Below are 20,592 nucleotides of genomic sequence, written 5' to 3' on the forward strand. Positions count from 1 at the left end.
TTGTTAAAATTTAATTCTAACTTGCATTGTCAAAATTCAAACCATGATTACCCTTAACGATATTTTATCTGCCATTCCGCTTGGTTTCTTTCTGAGTTTTATGATTGGACCTGTTTTTTTTGTGCTACTCGAAACCAGTGTAGTTAAAGGATTCAGAGCTGCCATTGTCTTTGATTTGGGCGTAGTTTTAGCCGATGTAATTTTTATCCTGATTGCTTTTTTTAGTAGTTATCGCTTGATTCAAAGCATCAAAAATGATCCGGCATTATTCATTTTTGGTGGATTGGTAATGTTGACTTACGGTATCATTTCGTTTGTCAAAAACAAAAAAGAATCCAAAAAAAGCATCGATGAAATTGACCCAAAAGAATTAGCTAAAACCAACTATTTTTCTTTATTCGTTAAAGGTTTCTTTCTCAATTTTATCAATATTGGCGTGCTGGGTTTTTGGTTAGCCATTTTAATTACTATCGGACCGCAACTCGAATTACAACCGGCGAGAATGATTACTTTTTTCTCCACACTAATCATCAGTTATTTTATCACAGATATTTTCAAAATACTATTAGCCAAACAATTGCGCAACAAACTCAACCCAAAAAACATCCTTTTAATCAAAAAATTCATCAGTATCGTTTTGATTATTTGCGGTGTGGTTTTACTCTCTCAAGCTTGGTTTCCCAAAGAACAAAAAATCGTGAATTCCGCTTTTGAGAAGTTGGAAGGAGAGAAGTAATCTTAAAGTTTATAAATTAAAAAACCTCAGAATTAATTCTGAGGTTTTTTTGAGGCATCGTCCGGGTTCGAACCGGAGTAGTCGGTTTTGCAGACCGGTGCCTAGCCGCTCGGCCACGATGCCAGTTGGACGGCAAATATACTAAAAAAGTTAAAAGGCAAAAGGCAAAAGGCAAAAAGTTTTGTTTTAGCACTTTGTACTTACAACTTCGTAAATCGTACTTAGCTACGGTATTCTTCCATTTCTATGGTAACCGCTTCAACATCACCGCCAATAGGAGGATTGAGTTTGGAAACGCCTAATAAAATACGGGAAACTGATGGTATTTCACCAAAGATTCTGGTGATTATTCTATGGGCAACGTGTTCTAATAATTTGGAACGAATGGCCATTTCTTCTTCTACAATTTTATTCAAAAGCACATAATCAACGGTATCTTTCAGGTCATCCGTTAATGAAGATTTTCTCAAATCGGTCTTGATTTCCAAGTCAACTCGGTAATCTGAACCAATTCTGCCTTCTTCTTCCAAACAACCGTGAAAGGAAAAGGTTCTTATGTTTTGTAATTTAATAGTTCCCATATTAAGCAGTATTCAGTGTTCAGTAATTAGTATTCAGTTTGCTTCAAATAAATAATATAGGTTCTATTATCTATTCATCTCTTATCTATCATCTAAATTTTTATCTTTGCTAAAATTACAAAAATAATGTCAACAGAAGAGAAGTCCCTTAATTTCCTCGAACAAATTATAGAAGAAGATTTGAAAAACGGTTTGTCCAAAAACAAATTACGTTTTCGTTTTCCGCCGGAACCTAACGGCTATTTGCACGTTGGTCATGCCAGTGCTATTTGTTTAAATTTTGGTTTAGGAATTGATTATCAAGCACCTGTAAATTTGCGTTTTGATGATACCAATCCCGCCAAAGAAGAGCAGGAATACGTTGACGCGATTAAAAAAGACATCGAATGGTTAGGCTATAAATGGGATACGGAGTGTTATGCTTCGGATTATTTCCAACAACTATACGATTGGGCTGTTGAATTTATCAAGAAAGGAAAAGCGTATGTTGACAGCCAATCTTCGGAAGAAATGGCTAAGCAAAAAGGAACTCCGACACAAGTTGGAACCGATTCTCCCTATAGAAATCGCTCAGTTGAAGAGAATTTAGACTTATTGGAACGAATGAAAAATGGCGAATTTCCAAATGGAACTCATATTCTTCGTGCCAAAATAGACATGTCACACAACAATATGTTGATGCGCGATCCAATCATGTATCGCATTCTGCATTCACATCATCACCGTACTGGAAATGATTGGTGTATTTATCCAATGTACGATTGGGCACACGGCGAAAGCGATTATTTGGAACAAATTTCACATTCGTTTTGTACCCTTGAATTCTTGCCTCACCGTGAATTATACGATTGGTTTCTAGATCAAGTTTACGATGAAACTAAAGTAAGACCAATGCAAAGAGAATTCGCGCGTAGAAACCTTTCTCATACCGTAGTTTCTAAAAGAAAACTTTTGCAATTAGTGGAAGAAAAACACGTTACTGGTTGGGATGATCCAAGAATGAGTACGATTTCCGGAATGCGTCGTCGTGGTTATCCGCCGATGGCGATTCGGAATTTTGCCAAAACTATCGGAATTGCTAAGCGTACCAATTTGATTGACGTGTCGCTTTTAGAGTTTTGCGTTCGCGAAGAATTGAATAAAACCACACCTCGTGTAATGGCGGTTTTAAATCCTGTGAAGTTGGTCATAACCAATTATCCTGAGGGTCAAGAGGAATGGTTAGAAGCCGAAAACAATCCGGAAGAAGCAGTGATGACTTATAGAAAAGTCCCGTTTTCAAAGGAATTGTATATCGAAAGAGAAGATTTCCAGGAAGAAGCGAATAAGAAGTTTTTCCGCCTGACTTTAGGAACCGAAGTGCGTTTGAAAAATGCCTATATCATTAAAGGTGAAAGTGTTGTTAAAGATGCTGACGGAAATATTACAGAAATTCACTGTACTTACGACACAGATTCCCGCAGCGGAAGTGGCACAGAAGCTTCTCAAAGAAAAGTAAAAGGAACGATTCATTGGGTTTCTATTAATCATGCGATTCCTGCCGAAGTGCGTATTTACGACCGTTTGTTTTCACATGAAAGTCCGGATGGCAATAAGGAAATCGATTTTAAAGAATTCATCAACCCAAATTCTTTGGAAGTAATTACCGGTTATGTAGAACCAAGTTTGCTATCGGCTAAAAATTTAGACCAATTCCAATTCCAACGCTTGGGCTATTTTTGTGTCGACAAAGATTCTTCTGCCGAAAAATTGGTTTTTAACAAAACGGTTGGCTTAAGAGATACTTGGGCTAAAGTGGAAAGCAAAGAATAATTTCAGAATAGATTTTATAAATGAAAAGTCCGTGTAATAGCGGGCTTTTTCTATTATTACCAAAAGCTATCGCAATTTAAAATCATATAATTTAAAGCAATAAAAACTGACCTTCATAAGTTCATTTTATTCCATTTTTAAAACTCCGGAATGTCAATTTATGCTACTGTAAACGAACTACGATTATATCGCTTTAAAATGAATATTGGCTGTTTAACGACATCTTAACAGCTTTTCAGTAAAATTTTCGTAACTTTAATAAAATTAAAAATTCAAAGTTATGTCTAGTAGGACAGGTGATAGCATTTTGGCTCTTTTGGCCGGTGCCGCAATTGGAGTTGGAATTGGAATTTTATTTGCTCCGGATAAAGGTTCGAAAACGCGAGAAAAAATCAAAGACAGTTTGGATGATTTAAAAGACCAAGCCAAATCGAAGTTTGGTTCATTTGAAGAAGAAGCCAAAGAAAAATTTTCGCAGTCAAAAGACGAGCTAAAAGAAACGGTAGAAAATTTACTTTCAAAATCGAGTTATAAAGCCGAAGAAGCGATTTCCTTTTTGGAAGAGAAATTAGCAGAGCTAAAAAAACAAAATGCCAAATTACAGAAATAATGGCTTTTGAAGAAATCAAAGAAAACCTAGGCGATATTCAGGAAAATGCCAAAGCTTATATGGAAAGCAGTATTGCTTACTATAAACTTTGGGGTTTTAAAGTCGCCATGAAGTCAACGACTTTAATGGTAAAATTTATGTTGATTGCACTTTGCTTAACTATTGTTTTGCTTTTTGTATCAATTGCAGGAGCTTTGGCTTTAGGCAAAATGTTCGATAGTTATCCATTAGGTTTTTTGGCTGTGGCCGGAGTCTATTCAATTTTAGCGGCGCTTTTATTCTTAGTAAAAGACAAAGTTGTTGAAGGACCGATTTTAGAGAAATTCTCAGAAATATTTTTTGACGAATAAATTATGGGAACAAAAAAATATTCATCATACGCCGAAATTGAACACGATTTAGAAATCCTGAAATTGGAAAAGGAAATCTATTATCAGAAAATGAAATTGAGTTTCGACAAAACCAAAGAAAGCATCCTTCCGGCTGAACCTTTAGAAGGTTTATACAAGATATATAAAAACGTGTTTTCAGGTACTTTTGGCATGATTTTAAAGCTGTTGATTCCGTATGCTATTAGTTGGTTTATAAATAGAAAAAGAGGCGATTAAGCCTCTTTTTTTTATAATAATAAATCAAAAATTATGATTCTGATTCCGGAGTTTCTTCTTCTGAATGTCCGGCACTCGGAAGATTTTTACCTTTTTTAGGTTCTACTTTTCTCATTCCGGTTTTCATAGATTCTCCAACCAAATTACTGGCCGTAAAACTGGCGACCATATTGTTCAACATATCACTTCCGGCTTGCGGAGAATTAGGCAACAATATCAAATTCGAATTGGTATCAGCACCAATAGCTTGTAGAGTATCATAGTGTTGCGTTACTACAATCAAAGCTGAAGCTTCTTGTGAATTGATGCCCACTTTGTTCAAAACATCCACACTTTCTACTAAACCTTTGGCGATTTCTCTTCTTTGGTCGGCGATACCTTGTCCTTGTAAACGTTTGCTTTCTGCTTCTGCTTTGGCTTTGGCTACAATTCTGATTCTTGACGCTTCTGCTTCAAATTCGGCAACCGTTTTTTCTCTATCGGCTGCGTTGATTCTGTTCATCGCATTTTTTACTTGAATGTCCGGATCAATATCGGTAACCAAAGTATTGATAATCGTGTAACCGTAAGTTGTCATCGCTTCGTTTAATTCTCTTTTTACCGCGATGGCGATATCGTCTTTTCTTTCGAATACATCATCCAAAATCAATTTCGGCACTTCGGCACGAACCACGTCAAATACATAAGAAGTAATTTGATCATGCGGATATTCTAATTTATAAAAGGCATCATAAACGGTATCTTTTACGACCATAAATTGGACAGAAACTTTTAGTTTTACGAATACGTTGTCCTTAGTTTTGGTTTCAATAATCACATCCAATTGTTGAATTTTCAAATTCACACGACCGGCAATTCTATCAATCAACGGAATTTTTAATTGAAGTCCGGATTGTCGGATACTCAAAAATTTCCCAAAACGTTCAACAATTACAGCGGTTTGCTGCTTGACAGTAAAAAAAGAAGAGAGCAATACAAAAAGTCCGAAGACCAAAAAGGCAATTAAAAAAATGTCCATTTCTTATTATTTAAATTGTTAATACAGTGTTTATACGAAATATATGTATGTTTGTTACAAATTAACTGTCATCATTTCATGAACAAAAATCTTATCATCCTTTTGTTGTTTGCCACAACAATTGGGTCAGCACAATACGGCTACAGAGACTCCAATATGATTGGAATAACCTTAGGATTAAATCAATTTAATGTCAATACTTCAGACTTTGAAACCAAACCCAGCGATGGTTGGAATGTTGGACTTTCCATGAGAGGAAATGCCTTTAACGATTGGGATGCGATTTACGGATTACAGTTTAGCGAATACAATTTCACAGTAGCGACTTTAAGCCAGGCTTTTATTGAAAGAGAAACCAATTACAAATTGTCTTGTGTCAATGTTACTTTTCAGTTGAGTTATAAGTTTATCGAAAACCATTTGAGCGTTGAGTTTGGCCCAATGGTACAAGTCAATGGCAAATTAGCCATAGATGAAACAGAAGAAGACTATATCGTAAAAGGAAATCCAACGGTTTTAGCTAAAGATTTGACCGATATCAGCAATGTCACGATTTATCCTGTTGTGGGTTTAACCGCAGGCGTCAGAAACGTTAGATTGAATGTTACTTATCAATACGGAATCAATAATATGTTCGGAAAGATTGATGGTGATTTCAAAGGAAATGCTTCGGTGGTAAACGGAAATATTATCTTTTACTTCTAATAAAAAAGTCCCGAGTTAATCGGGACTTTTCTTTTTTATAAAGTAGCAATCGCTTTCTCTAATCGCTTGATGGTTTCTTCTTTTCCAATCAATTCCACGATGTCAAAAAGATGTGGCCCTTTTAAAGCGCCAACCAAACTCAAACGAAACGGCTGCATCACTTTCCCCATTCCGATTTCGTTTTTAGTCATCCAATCTTTGACAATCGTTTCAATGTTTTCGGAACTAAATTCGCCCACATTTTCTAAAACAGAAATCAATTGTTGCATTAAATTTGGTGTGTCTTCTTTCCAATTCTTAGCGGCTTTTTCATCATAAGCAGTCGGTGCTATAAAGAAATAATCGGCTAAATCCCAAAACTCAGCCACGAAGTTCGCACGTTCTTTAATAGAAGAAACAATTCTAACTAATTTATCGTTTTCTATTGAAATCCCTTTTTCAGCTAAAATAGGAGCAAAGGCTCTCGCCAAACTTTCATCACTTTGTTTTTGCAAATATTGGTGGTTGAACCATTTGTTTTTGTCCGGGTCAAATTTGGCTCCGGCTTTGTGTACACGGTTTAAATCGAACTTTTCAGCCAATTCTTCCAGTGAAAACAATTCTTGTTCTGTGCCGTCATTCCAGCCTAATAAAGCCAAAAAGTTAACCACAGCTTCCGGAAAAAATCCTTTCTCTCTATAACCCGAGGAAATGCCTTCTTCGCTTTTCCATTCTAATGGAAATACAGGAAAGCCCATTTTATCACCATCGCGTTTCGATAATTTTCCGTTACCAATTGGTTTTAAAATCAATGGTAAATGCGCAAATTCAGGTGCTTCCCAACCAAAGGCTTTGTACAATAAACAATGCAAAGGCATTGATGGCAACCACTCTTCTCCACGAATCACATGCGAAGTTTCCATTAAATGATCATCTACAATATTCGCCAAATGATAAGTTGGCATGCCGTCTGATTTGAATAAAACTTTGTCGTCTAACAAATTAGTTTCAAAATTAATATCGCCGCGAATGATGTCATGTAAATGCAAAGTTTCATTCACAGGAGTTTTAAAACGAATCACATAAGCTTCGCCGTTGGCAATTCTTTTCTCGGTTTCTTCATTTGAAATTACTAAAGAAGTATCCAATTTTTCACGATTATGCCAATTGTAAATAAAGGTTTTACCTTCGGCTTCGTGTTGTTTTCTATGCGCATCCAAAGCTTCAGCCGTGTCAAAAGCATAGTAAGCCCAACCCGAATTCACTAACTGATCAGCGTATTGTTTGTACAACGGTTTTCTTTCGCTTTGACGGTAAGGACCGAATTTTTCATTCTTACCAACGGTTTCACTTGGCGCAATGCCCAGCCATTCCAAAGCTTCAAAGATGTATTGTTCAGCTCCGGGAACGAAACGATTTTGGTCGGTATCTTCAATTCTCAAATAGAAAACACCGTTATGTTTTTTGGCAAATAAATAATTGAATAAGGCTGTTCTCACACCACCAATGTGCAATGGTCCGGTCGGACTTGGGGCAAAACGAACTCTAACAGGTCTTGACATGTTTCTAAATTTTGGTGCAAAGATAAAATTTAATTAGGCAGTTTGTGTCGAATTTTCATTGGCAAATTTTTAACGTTGGTTATTCGCCAAAAATTGTACATTTATCGGTTATAAAAAAGATTGGCTAAAAAGTGGAAAAATCAACCCTTATTTATCAAAAGTTAGAAGACTTTATTCGGAAGTTTTACACCAATGAATTGCTACGCGGAACAATATTTTTCGTCGGGTTAGGTTTGTTGTATTTTATCTTCACGCTTTTTGTGGAATATTTTCTTTGGTTGAAACCAACGGCGAGAACTATTTTGTTTGCCTTATTCGTTGTAGTTGAATTATTTCTCCTTTTGCGATTTATTTTATTTCCGCTTTTCAAACTTTTCAAACTCCAAAAAGGAATTGATTATAACCAAGCGTCAAATATTATCGGAAACCATTTTAGTGAAGTAGGCGACAAGCTGACCAACTTTTTACAATTATCCCAAGACCAAAATAAGTCCGAATTACTATTAGCGTCTATTGACCAAAAAGCCAATACTTTACAGCCGATTCCTTTCGGCAACGCGATTAATTTAGGTAAGAATAAGAAATATTTGCCATTGGCTGTTATTCCGATTTTGTTCTTTTTGTTTTTCCTGATTTCGGGGAAAGGTGATATTTTGTCCCAAAGTTTGAATCGCGTTGTCAATTTTAAACAACAGTTTTTACCACCGGCACCATTCGAATTTGTTGTCGTAAATGATAATTTACAAACCGAACAAAACAAAGACTTTTTACTAAAAGTGAAAACCGTCGGTAAAGTTTTTCCGGAGAATGCGATGATTTTCATAGGTGAGGAAAGCTATTTTATGGAAAGTAGTAAAGCCGGTGAATTCCAGTTTGTGATTCCGAAACCTTCAGAAGATTTAGAATTTCACATCGAAGCCAATGACGTTTCTTCTCGTGATTATGAGTTGAAAGTTGTAACGGTTCCATCGATTGCCAACTTTGAAATGGTCTTGAATTTTCCGGGTTATTTGAATAAAAAATCAGAAGTCATTAAAGGAACCGGAAACGCTATTATTCCTGAAGGAACACGAGTTACATGGAGAATGAACACTTTGGCTACGCAAAAAGTGGATTGGGTGAATGCCAACAATCGTTTTGCTTTTGCCAAACAAGACAATCAGTTTTCATTATCGAAAAGTATTCTTCAAAACACCGATTATCAAATTTTGACCTCCAATGAGAAAGTTCAGAATTATGAGAAATTGAACTATCAAATTTCGGTTATCAAAGATCAATTCCCAACGATAACAGTTAACAATGCACCGGATAGTTTGAAAGTCAATAAGAATTACGTACTAGGACAAGTTTCCGACGATTACGGGCTATCAAAACTACAAATTGTCTATTATCCTAAAGACACGCCGAACAACGCTAAAAAGGCTTTGATAAACGTTAAGAAAGATGTTTACGACCAGTTTGTGTTTTCATTCCCGAGTAATCTTCCGGTAGAAGAAGGCGTTTCGTATGAATATTATTTTGAAATTTTTGACAACGATGCGATTCACAATTTCAAAAGCACAAAGTCCTCTGTATTTAGTAATCGAATTGCCACTGAAACTGAGAAGCAAGATGAAATGCTCCAACAGCAAAATGACAATATTAATTCTCTGGCTAAATCTTTAAAAGCGCAAGACAAGCAATTATCCGAAATGGAGAAGTTGCAAAAAATGGGCAAAGAGAAAGACAATCTCGATTATAAAGAACAGCAAAAAGTCAACGATTTTATCCAACGTCAGAAGCAACAAGACGAATTGATGAAAGAGTTTTCGGAGAAGATGAAAGACAATTTGGAGCAATTCAAAACCGAGAAAAAGGACGAGAAGAAAGAATTGTTGCAAGAACGTTTGGAGAAAACCAAAGAAGAATTAGAGAAAAACCAAAAGCTTTTAGACGAACTTCAAAAACTGAACGACAAAATCAGCAAAGAAGAATTGTTTGAAAAGATGGAGAAATTCCAACAAGCGAGTAAGAATCAAACCAAAAGTTTGGAACAATTGGTAGAACTAACCAAGCGTTATTACGTAGAAAAAAAAGCAGAACAAATTGCGGACAAACTAGACAAGCTTGCCGAAAAGCAAGATAAATTGGCAGACAAAACGGATGAGAATAATGCTGAAAAGCAAGAAGACATCAATAAGGAATTTGACAAACTTCAGGAAGAACTCAACGAATTAGACAAAGACAACAAAGAATTGAAATCTCCTATGGATTTGCCAAAAACTGAGGAACAGGAGAAGAGTATCGATGAAGATTTAAAGAATGCCAAAGACCAATTGCAAAAGCAACAAAAAGACAAAGCAAAGCCAAAACAAAAAAGCGCTTCAAAAAAAATGAAGCAAATGAGCCAGAAAATGGCGGAACAAATGCAATCGGGCGACATGGAACAGATGGAAGAAGATGTGGCGATGTTGCGTCAGATTTTGGACAATCTTTTAGCTTACTCTTTCTCTCAGGAAGATGTGATGAAACAGTTTAAAAACTTGAAACGCGGTGCGCCATCATTTAATAAAAACTTAAAGATTCAACAGGATTTGAAGCAACAATTCAAACATGTGGATGATAGTTTGTTTGCGATGTCCTTGCGTAATCCAAAAATCGCAGAAGATGTTACTAAGGAAATCGGTAACGTTCAATACAATGTTGATAAAGCATTAGAAAATTTGGCTGAAGCCAATGTACCAAAAGGAAATTCTCACCAACAATACGCTGTTTCTTCTGCTAATAAATTAGCCGATATGTTAAGTGATATTCTAAACGGCATGCAAATGCAGATGCAAATGGAAGGTCAAGGCCAAGGTAAACCAAAACCCGGGAAAGGACAAGGTGCCGGGATGCAATTGCCGGATATTATTAAAAAGCAAGACGGACTTGGTGAAAAGATGAAAAAAGGCATGAAGAAAGGAGAAAAACCAGGTGAAGGACAAGAGGGAAAAGAAGGCGAAAAACCAGGACAAGGCCAACAAGGAAGTAAAGGAGGCAAAGGTCAACAAGATGGTAAATCCGGACAAGGACAAGGGAATGAAAAAGGTGGCGAAGAAGGTCAAGACGGAGAAGGTGATGCCAAAGCCATAATGGAAATTTACAAAGCGCAACAACAATTGCGCGAAGCTTTAGAAAAGGAATTAAAGAAGCAAGGTCTTGGTGGAAATGGTCAAAATACCTTAAACCAAATGAAACAAATTGAGAAGCAATTGCTAAATAAAGGCTTTAATAACGAAACCCTTCAAAAGATTTTAAATGTAAAGTATGAATTGTTAAAATTGGAAAAAGCATTACAGCAACAAGGTGAAGACAAAAAGCGACAATCGGAAACCAATAAGAAAGAATTTAGCAATCAAGCTAATGCGCTTCCGAGCAAGCTTCAAGAATATTTAAATAGTATTGAAATTTTAAATAGACAAAGCTTACCTTTGCGCTCCAATTTTAACCAAAAGGTTCAAGAATATTTTATAAAGAATGATTAGTTTTAATTACGAGTCAGATTTCAATTTAGACAACGAAACGGTTTATGCTGATTGGCTTTCCAAAGTCATTAGCTCCGAAATAAAGAACGAAGGGGAAATCAATTACATCTTCTGCGACGATGATTACTTGTTGGAAATAAACCAACAATACCTCAATCACGACACGTTAACAGACGTCATTAGCTTTGATTATTCTATAGGAAACGAACTACATGGGGATATTTTTATTTCCATTGAAAGAGTTCGTGAAAACGCTTCTGATTTTAATGTTTCTTTTGAAGACGAATTGAAAAGAGTGATGGTTCACGGAGTTTTACATTATTGCGGATACAAAGACAAGTCTGAATCAGATGAAAAATTAATGCGTGAAAAGGAAGAAGAAAAAATGAAGATGTTCCACGTGAAACAAAATTAAAATGTTTTTAGAAAAATACGATACCATTGTAGTAGGAGCAGGACATGCGGGTTGCGAAGCGGCTGCAGCATCAGCCAATTTGGGTTGCAAAACTTTATTGGTGACGATGAGTTTGCAAAACATTGCACAAATGTCATGTAATCCTGCGATGGGTGGAATTGCTAAGGGACAAATTGTTCGTGAGATAGATGCCCTTGGCGGCTATTCCGGAATTGTTTCGGATAAAACGGCGGTGCAATTTAAAATGTTGAACAAATCAAAAGGACCTGCTATGTGGTCGCCAAGAGTCCAAAGTGACAGAATGCGTTTCGCGGAAGAGTGGCGATTGATGCTGGAACGAACAGAGAATCTCGATTTCTACCAGGAAATGGTCAAAGGGCTTTTGATTAAGAATAATAAAATAGAAGGGATAGTTACTTCGCTTGGCATCGAAATCAAAGCCAAATCAGTTGTGTTAACCAATGGAACTTTTCTAAACGGATTGATTCATATTGGAGACAAACAATTTGGAGGAGGAAGAGCCGGCGAAAGTGCCGCTTACGGAATTACTGAAGACTTAATCAATGCAGGCTTTCAATCCGGTAGAATGAAAACCGGAACCCCGCCTCGTGTAGATGGGCGTTCTTTAGATTATTCTAAAATGCGTGAAGAACCAGGAGATTTGATTCCGGATAAATTTTCTTATTCTGACGAAACAAAACCTTTGACACATCAAAAATTGTGTCACATGACTTATACTTCAAATGAAGTACATAATATTTTGCGCGAAGGTTTTGATCGTTCGCCAATGTTCAACGGAAGAATTAAAAGTATCGGACCTAGATATTGTCCGTCCATTGAAGATAAAATTAACCGTTTTGCAGACAAAGAAAGACACCAACTTTTCATAGAACCGGAAGGCTGGAATACCGTTGAAGTTTATGTAAATGGCTTTTCCACTTCTTTGCCGGAAGACATTCAATTTAAAGCTTTGCGTTCCGTAGAAGGATTTGAAGAGGTTAAGTTTTTCCGTCCTGGATACGCCATTGAATACGATTATTTTCCGCCAACACAATTGAAGCACACGCTTGAAACCAAGTTAGTTGAAGGCTTATATTTTGCAGGACAAATCAACGGAACTACTGGGTATGAAGAAGCAGCATCTCAAGGAATGATGGCAGGAATGAATGCAGCATTAAAAGTAAAAGAAATGGAGCCAATGATTCTTCGTCGCGACGAAGCTTATATTGGTGTTTTAATAGACGATTTAATCACAAAAGGAACTGAAGAACCTTATCGTATGTTTACTTCTCGTGCAGAGTATCGAACGCTATTACGCCAAGACAATGCCGATTTCAGATTGACACCAAAAGCATTTGAAATTGGTTTAGCCTCTGAAAAAAGAATGAGAAGAATGGAACACAAGTTCAACGAAAGCGAAAAAATGGTTAATTTTTTCAAGGAAACGAGTGTTACCCAAGAAGAGGCTAATCCAATTTTAGTAGAAAAAGAAAGTTCGCCAATGCTGCAATCTGATAAAATGTTTAAAGTGTTTTCTCGTCCACAAATTGAATTGGAAGATATTTTGAAATTTGATAAAGTTCAAAAGTACATTCAAGAAAATGACCTAGACAAAGAGATAATCGAACAAGCCGAAATTCAAGTCAAGTATTCCGGTTATATCGATAAAGAGAGAAACAATGCCGAGAAATTGATTCGTCTGGAAGACATTAAGATTCCGGAGAATTTTGATTATCATAAAATTAAATCGATGTCAACAGAAGCCAAGCAAAAGCTAAGCAACATTCGTCCCGTGACCATTTCACAAGCTTCCAGAATCAGTGGTGTTTCACCGGCCGATATTTCGGTTTTATTAATTTATATGGGTAGATAAATTTTAAATTTTAGATATCTAATATTAAATATTTAAAATCTAATATTAATAACGTTCCACGTGAAACTAACTTTGCCAAGTCCTATCAATAAAGCGTTTATATGAGTTTTCAAAATAATATTTTTTTCCAAAAAGTCAAAGATTATTCGGTTTCTAAAGAAATTTTCGAATTGCATCACAATCCCGAATATGACATTTTAATTACGTTTCCAAAACCAAGTTTAGAAAAACTACCAAGTTATTACGAAAGTGACGACTACATTTCACACACCGACGGAAAGCGATCTTTGTTTGAAAAAGCGTATCATTTTATTAAAGGAATTGCCCTTAAAAACAAATTAAAATTAATTAACGCACAATCTCCAAAAGGAAAACTTTTAGACATTGGTGCCGGAACTGGAGATTTTTTAGTCGTAGCCAAAAATGATGGTTGGCAAACAACCGGAATCGAACCAAGCGCAAAAGCCAAAGGAATTGCTATCAACAAAGGAGTGACTTTTGCTGAAAGTTTAGCCGCTTTAGAAAGCAATTCATTTGATGTAATAACCATGTGGCACGTTTTAGAACATGTTCCAAATCTTGATGAATACATTGTAGAATTGAAAAGATTAATAAAACCATCAGGAACAATAATTATTGCTGTTCCAAATTTTAAATCCTTTGATGCTAATTTCTATGGAAGACATTGGGCCGCTTTTGATGTACCAAGACACATCTGGCATTTTTCAAAAACAGCTATTGAAAAATTATTTGCAGAAAAAGAGCTAAAATTGGTAGAAGTGTTGCCAATGAAATTTGACAGCTTTTATGTGAGCTTACTTTCCGAAAAATACAAATCAGGGAAAATGAATTTTGTTAGAGCCTTTTTTGTCGGATGGAAGTCAAATCTCAGCGGAAAGAAGACCAAAGAGTTTTCATCGCACATTTACATCATAAAAAACCAATAAAAACTAAATAAACGGACGCTATTTAACTAAAAACAACCGAAACCCGGAATAGGCCGGCGAAAAACCAAAACGCGCTTAAAACGCTTTATTTAAAACCAAAAACAATAGCGCTTGATTATCACTTTCATTTAAATAATAACTAAATCTTATATACTGAAATTGTTATAAAAACAGCGTTTTCTAACGTTAGATAGTTGAAGTTTATTTTTATACTTTTGAAATCGAAAAATAATTTATCAAATCATAATTCATAATGAAGAAAACAGTTCTCCTTTTTGCATTGGCTATTTCAATAATTTCCTGCAACAAAACTACCGAAACAAAAGAATTCAAAACGGCGTATATTGACACTTCTAAATTAATGGAAGAATCAACAGAGGCAAAAGATATCGAATCGAAATACAAAGACAAATCCAAAGTAATGGGAAGCCAACTAGAAGTTGAAGTCAACCGTTTCAAATCTGAAGCAGCCAATTTCAAGCAGAATGCTATGGCAAACGGTCAAGCTTGGGCACAACAAAAAGGGGCTGAACTGCAACAAAGAGAGCAAGAATTGAGTTATGCTCAACAAGCCATGTTAAGACAATTGCAAGAGGAAAGTGGTGTTGAAATGGATTCTTTAGTTAGCAATTACAGAAAAGCAATCAAAGATTTCGGTAAAGAAAAAGGATATGATTATATCTATGGAACAGGTGATGTAGCCTCAGTTTTATATGCTAAAGACAGCTATGATATTACCAAAGAAATCATCAAATTGGTTAACGACAAATACAAATCTTCTGACAAGAAGGAAGTAAAACCGGAAACCAAAAAAGAAGAAAAGAAATAATCTCATTTTCAATCTAATAGACTACAAAACGCCTCAAAATAGAGGCGTTTTTTTTTGTATATTGAAATACAATACTTTAACTTTGTGTCTTATAAAACTTACAAGCCATGAAATCAGTAACAGCCGAAGCGAACTATGTTCTGCAATTCATTAACCAAACTAACCGATCTGTTTTTTTAACCGGAAAAGCAGGAACGGGCAAGACCACATTGCTCAAAGAGATAATTCAAACGACTCATAAGAACACTGTGGTTGTGGCGCCAACAGGAATTGCCGCTTTGAATGCCGGTGGCGTTACTATTCATTCCATGTTTCAACTGCCTTTTGGTGGATTTCTACCCGATAATTCAGCACCACAATTTACCGAGAATTCTAAGTTTGAAAGCCGCTCCACTTTGAGAAGACATTTTAAAATGAGCGGTTTAAAGAAAGCAGTTATTAGAAATATGGAACTGCTTATCATTGATGAAGTCAGCATGTTGCGCGCCGATTTATTGGACGCGATGGATTTTATGATGCAATCCGTTCGTAAAAACAATAGCCCTTTTGGAGGAATTCAAGTTTTATTTATTGGCGATTTGCTTCAACTTCCTCCGGTAATTAGGGATGATGAATGGCGAACACTTCGGAATTATTACAAAGGAAAATTCTTTTTTCATGCGCATGTAATCGAAAAAAATCCACCGTTATACATTGAATTGTCTACCATTTTCCGGCAAACCGATGATACTTTTATTTCGGTTTTAAACAATCTTCGAAACAACAAAATTACTAAGGATGATATTCAAATTCTGAATAGGTTTGTAAAGCCGGATTTTGATTTGAAAGCCAACAAAGGGTACATCATTTTAACCACGCACAATGCCAAAGCCGATAACATCAATTCTCAATCGCTTATCGATTTGGAAGGAAATACCAGAAATTACAGTGCAGAAATCATAGGAGATTTTCCGGATAAAATTTATCCATTGGAACAAGAATTGGAACTGAAAATAGGTGCCCAAATTATGTTCATCAAGAACGATTTATCCTTCGAGAAAAAATTCTTTAACGGAAAAATGGGTATCATCAAATCACTTTCCGAAAGAGAAATTCTTGTGCATTTCCCCGAGGAAAATAAAACCATTGAAATTGAGAAATATGAATGGCAAAATATAAGATACACCGTAAACGAGAACACCAAAGAAATAGACGAAGAGGTTTTGGGAACGTTTGTACATTATCCGATCAAATTGGCTTGGGCAATCACAATTCATAAGAGTCAAGGCTTAACTTTTGACAAAGCAGCACTCGATGTCTCGCAGGTTTTTCTTCCCGGACAAGCCTATGTGGCACTTTCGCGTTTGCGCTCGTTAAACGGTTTAATTTTGCTTTCTCCGTTGCAAATGAATGGCATTTCAAATGACCAAGACGTCATGGATTATTCGTTAAACAAAGCCACCGAGGAAATTCTCCAAAGTGCTTTACAAAAAGATACCAAAGCTTTTATTCACCAGTATTTGAGTAACAGTTTTGATTGGAACGACTTGGCTCAGGAATGGCGCAATCACCAATTCAGTTATAATGAAGCCTCAACTGTTTCGGCAAAATCTAAATACGCAATTTGGGCCAAAAAACAAACAGAAGAAATAGAAAAACTAATTGATCCGTCCAGAAAATTTATTTCACAATTGAATAAATTATTTTCGGAAGACCTTGATTTCCAATTTATAAACGAAAGAATTCAAGCAGCTTTCAGCTATTTTTTGTTACCAATGGATAACTTGGTTTATGAAATTCTTTGGAAATTAGAAGAAATCCAACGGGTTAAAAAAGCAAAAGCTTACTATGAAGAATTATTGGTTTTGGAAGAACTCCAAATAAAAGCTGTTTTGCGTTTGATGAAAGCTAAATTATTGATCGAAACGGTAGTAAAAGGCGAAACCATTTCAAAGGAAAAACTGTCTTCAGAAGAAATTCGGAATTACAGAGTCAATAAGTTGGAAACCATCAAACAAGAGTTCAAGAATGTCAATGTCACACTTGTAGAAGATGAAGATGATATTGAAAGATATACTAAAAAGAAAACAGCGAAAGAACCAAAGAAATCAACCGTTCAAGAAACTTATGAATTGTGGCTGCAAAAGAATTCCATTAAAGAAATCGCTGCCATCAGAAAGTTAACACCTCAAACCATTGGCGGTCATTTGGCTAAATTAATCGAAACACAAACCATCTCTATTTCAGCGGTTTTACCCGAAGATAAAATACAAGAATTAGCGAAAGCTTTCAAAGGCTATAAAGAAGAATCTTTAAATAGTTTGAAAGAACAATATGGCGATCAATTTACTTGGGATGAACTAAAAATGTTCCAAGCCGCCAAAAGAAGTGGTTTAACTTAACCACCAAACCGCTAAAACTGAAGGCACAAAATAAATAGCAATCGTTCTCGCGCCGTCATAGTCTTTGGCTAATCGTTGTCCTAATAATAATAAAATCAAGGTTATAGAAGAAAAAACGCCACCGTAAAAGCCAAATGTTTTTCCGCCATTAACCATTAATTCAACACAACCAACCAGCGTAAATATTCCGGTAATTAATTCTAAAACTAAAATCGTAAACAAGGCAAGCGGTACATTATTTTTTAGAATAGTTTTGGCAAAATGACCTTTAAGCCATTCGACATTGCCTTTCCATTCAAAGACTTTATCATAAGCAGATTGTACAAAAGTAACCGCTAAAAAAAGCAAAACTAAAATAGAAGCTGTATTGTTCATAGGTTTATTTATTATGGATTAATCGCGTTAATTTTATAGATAAATCGGTTAATATAATTTTGGCATTGCCATTTCGTTCAATGTGATAAGAAGCATCCGAGAGTTCCTTGAAAATTTCGTTAATGTTATTTCCGGTCACAAAAGGAGCAAATTTTTCTAATTTGAAACCCTCAACCTCTGGCTCTAAATACACCAGTTTTTCGGTCTGATAGTTTAACAACAGTGCCTGACGGAACATATCAATACAGTAAGACAAAAACTGTTTTTGACCTTCTCTACCAATGCTCGACAATTCTTCACTCCAGGAAATTAAATCGTGTATGGCTGAAGCATTTCCCTTAGCTCTAAAGGCTGCTCTTACCCAATTTACAAACCATTCTTCAAAAGGAAAATCCTTGTTGTCATTGTTCAAAATATGGAGGGCTTTGTTGTAATTTCCTTGAGACAAATGCGCTACCTTTAGGGCAGAAGATTCATCTAAAAAATACCGTTCTCTCATAGCCTTGACTATTGAAGCTTCAGATAAAGCGCCAAAATGCAATGCCTGACAACGAGAACGAATTGTTTGAATGATGTCTTCTTCATTCTCCGAAATCAGGATGAAAAGTGTTTTCTCCGGTGGTTCTTCTAAAAGTTTCAACAACTTATTGGAGGCTTCAAGATTCATCTTTTCTACCATCCAAACAATCATAATTTTATAACCGCCTTCATAGGATTTTAAAGCCAGTGATTTCAGAATGTCTTGAGCATCTTCTACGCGAATCATTCCTTGCTTTTTTTCAACACCTAAATGTTTGTACCAATCAAACAAACTGCCATAAGGGTTTTTTAAGACAAATTCTCGCCAATCGGTAATAAAATCGGCACTTTTCGGTTTTGACTTTACTTCCTCATTTGCCACATTCGGGTAAACAAAATGCAAATCGGGATGGGAAAGGGTTTGGAATTTCAAATTGCAACTTTCATTTCCGCCACTGTTTTCTGAGCCAATATTATTGCACAAAACAAATTGGGCATAAGCAATCGCCATAGCCAAAGTGCCGCTGCCTTCCGGACCAACAAACAACTGTGCATGCGGAATCCTTCCCGACAAAGCGCTGGTGACAAGATGTTTTTTTAAGTAGTCTTGACCGAGTATTTCTGAAAACTGCATGAGCAAATATAGAGCAAATTTTTGGCTAAAAGAAAAGCAATCGACAAGGAACTAATTCAAATTTTACACTACTATTAATCTTGTAGGGTTAAAGAGAATGACTCACTATTCAATTGAAAATAAATAGCTTACACCTTAATTTTTTCTTAAAAATCATCGACAAACGCACAAAATTCACCGATGAAATTAAATTTTATTATATTTGCATTTAATCATAACCACTTAAATTTTAGATGAAAACACTCCAAGATTTTAATTTCAATGCCAAAAAAGCGATTATCCGAGTTGATTTTAATGTGCCGTTAGACGAGAATTTTAAAGTTACTGATGCTAACCGAATTGAAGCCGCAAAGCCAACTATAGATAAGATTTTAGCCGATGGAGGAAGTGTAATTTTGATGTCACATTTAGGAAGACCTAAAGGAAAACAAGACCAATATTCGTTAAGACATATTGTAGCAAAAACATCAGAAGTTTTAGGAGTTAATGTTCTTTTTGCGGAAGATTGTAGAGGTGAAATTGCCCAAAATGCTGCAAAAAATTTAAAACCGGGCGAAGTTTTACTTTTGGAAAACCTTCGTTTTTATGCTGAAGAAGAAGCAGGAGATGAAAATTTTGCCAAAGAATTAGCTTCATTAGGTGATATTTATGTGAATGACGCTTTCGGAACAGCACACAGAGCACACGCTTCAACTACAATTATTGCACAGTTTTTCCCAACAAGCAAATGTTTCGGCATGCTTTTGGCCAAAGAGATTGAGAGTTTGAATCGTGTATTGAACAATTCAGTAAAACCCGTAACCGCAGTACTTGGAGGATCAAAAGTTTCTTCCAAAATTACGGTGATTGAAAATATTTTAGACAAAGTAGACCATATGATTATCGGTGGCGGAATGACGTTTACTTTCGTAAAAGCCTTGGGCGGAAAAATCGGAGATTCGATTTGTGAAGATGACAAACAAGAATTGGCTTTGGAAATTTTGCGTTTGGCCAAAGAAAAAAACGTTCAGATCCATATTCCTGTTGATGTAATTGCAGCCGATGCTTTTTCAAACGATGCCAACACCAAAGTAGTTGACGTTCGTGAAATTCCTGATGGATGGCAAGGTTTAGATTCCGGACCAAAATCATTAGAGAATTTCAAACAAGTCATCATGGAGTCTAAAACCATTCTTTGGAACGGACCATTGGGCGTTTTTGAAATGGAAAATTTTGCCAAAGGAACGATTACGTTAGGCAATTATATTGCAGAGTCAACAGCTAACGGTGCATTTTCGCTCGTTGGTGGTGGAGATTCGGTAGCGGCCGTAAAACAATTCGGCTTGGAAGATAAAATGAGTTATGTTTCTACCGGCGGCGGCGCGATGTTAGAAATGTTAGAAGGAAGAGATTTGCCGGGAATTGCGGCGATTTTAAATTAACATTAGGTAACACAATAAAAGACAATAAATTACGTTGTTAATTCTACAATTAACAATCTGAAATAAATACCACTTATAATA

Annotated in this window: 18 protein-coding genes and 1 tRNA gene; 13 read left to right on the forward strand and 6 right to left on the reverse strand. The window is 35.9% G+C overall.

Features of this window, described 5'->3' with window-relative positions:
• Positions 1 to 43 precede the first annotated feature (43 nt).
• Complete coding sequence (locus ACK4HO_RS00755) at positions 44 to 736, forward strand: LysE family translocator (protein WP_409661155.1); 693 nt, start codon at positions 44 to 46, stop codon at positions 734 to 736.
• A gap of 52 nt (positions 737 to 788) precedes the next feature.
• Here the strand turns inward: ACK4HO_RS00755 and ACK4HO_RS00760 are convergent.
• Together ACK4HO_RS00760 and folB are read right to left on the reverse strand one after the other, a co-directional pair.
• Positions 789 to 859: transfer RNA gene (locus ACK4HO_RS00760), tRNA-Cys, on the reverse strand.
• A gap of 98 nt (positions 860 to 957) precedes the next feature.
• On the reverse strand, positions 958 to 1,317 hold the full coding sequence (gene folB / locus ACK4HO_RS00765) for a dihydroneopterin aldolase (RefSeq protein ID WP_409661159.1): 360 nt from the start codon (positions 1,315 to 1,317) through the stop codon (positions 958 to 960).
• 126 nt (positions 1,318 to 1,443) lie between these two features.
• Between folB and ACK4HO_RS00770 the strand changes: the two genes are divergently transcribed.
• The 4 genes from ACK4HO_RS00770 (at position 1,444) to ACK4HO_RS00785 (ending at position 4,347) form a co-directional block, all read left to right on the forward strand.
• The gene (locus ACK4HO_RS00770) at positions 1,444 to 3,129 is read left to right on the forward strand and encodes a glutamine--tRNA ligase/YqeY domain fusion protein (RefSeq protein ID WP_409661163.1); all 1,686 of its coding nucleotides are present in this window, start codon (positions 1,444 to 1,446) and stop codon (positions 3,127 to 3,129) included.
• 280 nt (positions 3,130 to 3,409) lie between these two features.
• Positions 3,410 to 3,739: a YtxH domain-containing protein gene (locus ACK4HO_RS00775; protein ID WP_409661166.1), complete on the forward strand. Its 330-nt coding sequence runs from the start codon at positions 3,410 to 3,412 to the stop codon at positions 3,737 to 3,739.
• Complete coding sequence (locus ACK4HO_RS00780; RefSeq protein ID WP_409661169.1) at positions 3,739 to 4,089, forward strand: competence protein; 351 nt, start codon at positions 3,739 to 3,741, stop codon at positions 4,087 to 4,089. The genes ACK4HO_RS00775 and ACK4HO_RS00780 overlap by 1 nt, the downstream gene beginning before the upstream one ends.
• A 3-nt stretch (positions 4,090 to 4,092) precedes the next feature.
• Entirely contained in the window at positions 4,093 to 4,347 is a 255-nt protein-coding gene (locus ACK4HO_RS00785; protein WP_409661172.1) for a DUF6327 family protein, read from the forward strand.
• Between the two features lie 31 nt (positions 4,348 to 4,378).
• Here ACK4HO_RS00785 and ACK4HO_RS00790 read toward each other — a convergent pair whose 3' ends face one another.
• A complete protein-coding gene (locus tag ACK4HO_RS00790) occupies positions 4,379 to 5,365 on the reverse strand; it encodes an SPFH domain-containing protein (RefSeq protein WP_409661175.1) in 987 nt (328 codons plus the stop codon).
• Positions 5,366 to 5,443: 78 nt separating this feature from the next.
• On the opposite strand from ACK4HO_RS00790, the gene ACK4HO_RS00795 reads away from it, so the two are divergent.
• Positions 5,444 to 6,070: a PorT family protein gene (locus tag ACK4HO_RS00795; protein ID WP_409661179.1), complete on the forward strand. Its 627-nt coding sequence runs from the start codon at positions 5,444 to 5,446 to the stop codon at positions 6,068 to 6,070.
• A 35-nt stretch (positions 6,071 to 6,105) separates the two neighbouring features.
• Here ACK4HO_RS00795 and gltX read toward each other — a convergent pair whose 3' ends face one another.
• Positions 6,106 to 7,611, reverse strand: a complete 1,506-nt coding sequence (gltX, locus tag ACK4HO_RS00800) for a glutamate--tRNA ligase (RefSeq protein WP_409661182.1) — start codon at positions 7,609 to 7,611, stop codon at positions 6,106 to 6,108.
• 131 nt (positions 7,612 to 7,742) lie between these two features.
• Here gltX and ACK4HO_RS00805 point away from each other — a divergent pair, with 131 nt between their 5' ends.
• The 6 genes from ACK4HO_RS00805 to ACK4HO_RS00830 all read left to right on the forward strand — a co-directional run bounded on the left by ACK4HO_RS00805 (position 7,743) and on the right by ACK4HO_RS00830 (position 17,562).
• Positions 7,743 to 11,117: a DUF4175 family protein gene (locus tag ACK4HO_RS00805; RefSeq protein ID WP_409661185.1), complete on the forward strand. Its 3,375-nt coding sequence runs from the start codon at positions 7,743 to 7,745 to the stop codon at positions 11,115 to 11,117.
• Entirely contained in the window at positions 11,110 to 11,532 is a 423-nt protein-coding gene (ybeY, locus tag ACK4HO_RS00810) for an rRNA maturation RNase YbeY (protein ID WP_409661188.1), read from the forward strand. The genes ACK4HO_RS00805 and ybeY overlap by 8 nt, the downstream gene beginning before the upstream one ends.
• A gap of 1 nt (position 11,533) precedes the next feature.
• Positions 11,534 to 13,405: a tRNA uridine-5-carboxymethylaminomethyl(34) synthesis enzyme MnmG gene (gene mnmG, locus ACK4HO_RS00815; protein WP_409661191.1), complete on the forward strand. Its 1,872-nt coding sequence runs from the start codon at positions 11,534 to 11,536 to the stop codon at positions 13,403 to 13,405.
• A gap of 101 nt (positions 13,406 to 13,506) precedes the next feature.
• Positions 13,507 to 14,352, forward strand: coding sequence for a class I SAM-dependent methyltransferase (locus tag ACK4HO_RS00820; protein ID WP_409661193.1), 846 nt, complete (start codon positions 13,507 to 13,509; stop codon positions 14,350 to 14,352).
• 253 nt (positions 14,353 to 14,605) lie between these two features.
• A complete protein-coding gene (locus tag ACK4HO_RS00825; protein WP_409661196.1) occupies positions 14,606 to 15,181 on the forward strand; it encodes an OmpH family outer membrane protein in 576 nt (191 codons plus the stop codon).
• A gap of 107 nt (positions 15,182 to 15,288) precedes the next feature.
• Complete coding sequence (locus ACK4HO_RS00830) at positions 15,289 to 17,562, forward strand: helix-turn-helix domain-containing protein (protein ID WP_409661199.1); 2,274 nt, start codon at positions 15,289 to 15,291, stop codon at positions 17,560 to 17,562.
• Here the strand turns inward: ACK4HO_RS00830 and ACK4HO_RS00835 are convergent.
• Positions 17,554 to 17,937, reverse strand: a complete 384-nt coding sequence (locus tag ACK4HO_RS00835; protein WP_409661201.1) for a DoxX family protein — start codon at positions 17,935 to 17,937, stop codon at positions 17,554 to 17,556. The two genes, ACK4HO_RS00830 and ACK4HO_RS00835, sit on opposite strands and share 9 nt — an antisense overlap.
• A 4-nt stretch (positions 17,938 to 17,941) precedes the next feature.
• The gene (locus ACK4HO_RS00840; protein WP_409661203.1) at positions 17,942 to 19,090 is read right to left on the reverse strand and encodes an ATP-binding protein; all 1,149 of its coding nucleotides are present in this window, start codon (positions 19,088 to 19,090) and stop codon (positions 17,942 to 17,944) included.
• Between the two features lie 233 nt (positions 19,091 to 19,323).
• On the opposite strand from ACK4HO_RS00840, the gene ACK4HO_RS00845 reads away from it, so the two are divergent.
• A complete protein-coding gene (locus ACK4HO_RS00845) occupies positions 19,324 to 20,511 on the forward strand; it encodes a phosphoglycerate kinase (RefSeq protein WP_409661206.1) in 1,188 nt (395 codons plus the stop codon).
• The last annotated feature ends 81 nt before the right edge of the window (positions 20,512 to 20,592 follow it).

The organism is Flavobacterium sp. (assembly GCF_046296355.1).
Lineage (GTDB): Bacteria > Bacteroidota > Bacteroidia > Flavobacteriales > Flavobacteriaceae > Flavobacterium.

Coding starts and splice junctions, on each gene's coding strand:
- ACK4HO_RS00780 (WP_409661169.1), top strand. CDS start 3,739: ATGGCTTTTGAAGAAATCAAAGAAAACCTAGGCGATATTCAGGAAAAT.
- ACK4HO_RS00845 (WP_409661206.1), top strand. CDS start 19,324: ATGAAAACACTCCAAGATTTTAATTTCAATGCCAAAAAAGCGATTATC.
- ACK4HO_RS00790 (WP_409661175.1), bottom strand. CDS start 5,365: ATGGACATTTTTTTAATTGCCTTTTTGGTCTTCGGACTTTTTGTATTG.
- ACK4HO_RS00755 (WP_409661155.1), top strand. CDS start 44: ATGATTACCCTTAACGATATTTTATCTGCCATTCCGCTTGGTTTCTTT.
- ACK4HO_RS00835 (WP_409661201.1), bottom strand. CDS start 17,937: ATGAACAATACAGCTTCTATTTTAGTTTTGCTTTTTTTAGCGGTTACT.
- mnmG (WP_409661191.1), top strand. CDS start 11,534: ATGTTTTTAGAAAAATACGATACCATTGTAGTAGGAGCAGGACATGCG.
- folB (WP_409661159.1), bottom strand. CDS start 1,317: ATGGGAACTATTAAATTACAAAACATAAGAACCTTTTCCTTTCACGGT.
- ACK4HO_RS00775 (WP_409661166.1), top strand. CDS start 3,410: ATGTCTAGTAGGACAGGTGATAGCATTTTGGCTCTTTTGGCCGGTGCC.
- ACK4HO_RS00770 (WP_409661163.1), top strand. CDS start 1,444: ATGTCAACAGAAGAGAAGTCCCTTAATTTCCTCGAACAAATTATAGAA.
- ACK4HO_RS00825 (WP_409661196.1), top strand. CDS start 14,606: ATGAAGAAAACAGTTCTCCTTTTTGCATTGGCTATTTCAATAATTTCC.
- ACK4HO_RS00820 (WP_409661193.1), top strand. CDS start 13,507: ATGAGTTTTCAAAATAATATTTTTTTCCAAAAAGTCAAAGATTATTCG.
- ACK4HO_RS00795 (WP_409661179.1), top strand. CDS start 5,444: ATGAACAAAAATCTTATCATCCTTTTGTTGTTTGCCACAACAATTGGG.
- gltX (WP_409661182.1), bottom strand. CDS start 7,611: ATGTCAAGACCTGTTAGAGTTCGTTTTGCCCCAAGTCCGACCGGACCA.
- ACK4HO_RS00840 (WP_409661203.1), bottom strand. CDS start 19,090: ATGCAGTTTTCAGAAATACTCGGTCAAGACTACTTAAAAAAACATCTT.
- ACK4HO_RS00830 (WP_409661199.1), top strand. CDS start 15,289: ATGAAATCAGTAACAGCCGAAGCGAACTATGTTCTGCAATTCATTAAC.
- ybeY (WP_409661188.1), top strand. CDS start 11,110: ATGATTAGTTTTAATTACGAGTCAGATTTCAATTTAGACAACGAAACG.
- ACK4HO_RS00785 (WP_409661172.1), top strand. CDS start 4,093: ATGGGAACAAAAAAATATTCATCATACGCCGAAATTGAACACGATTTA.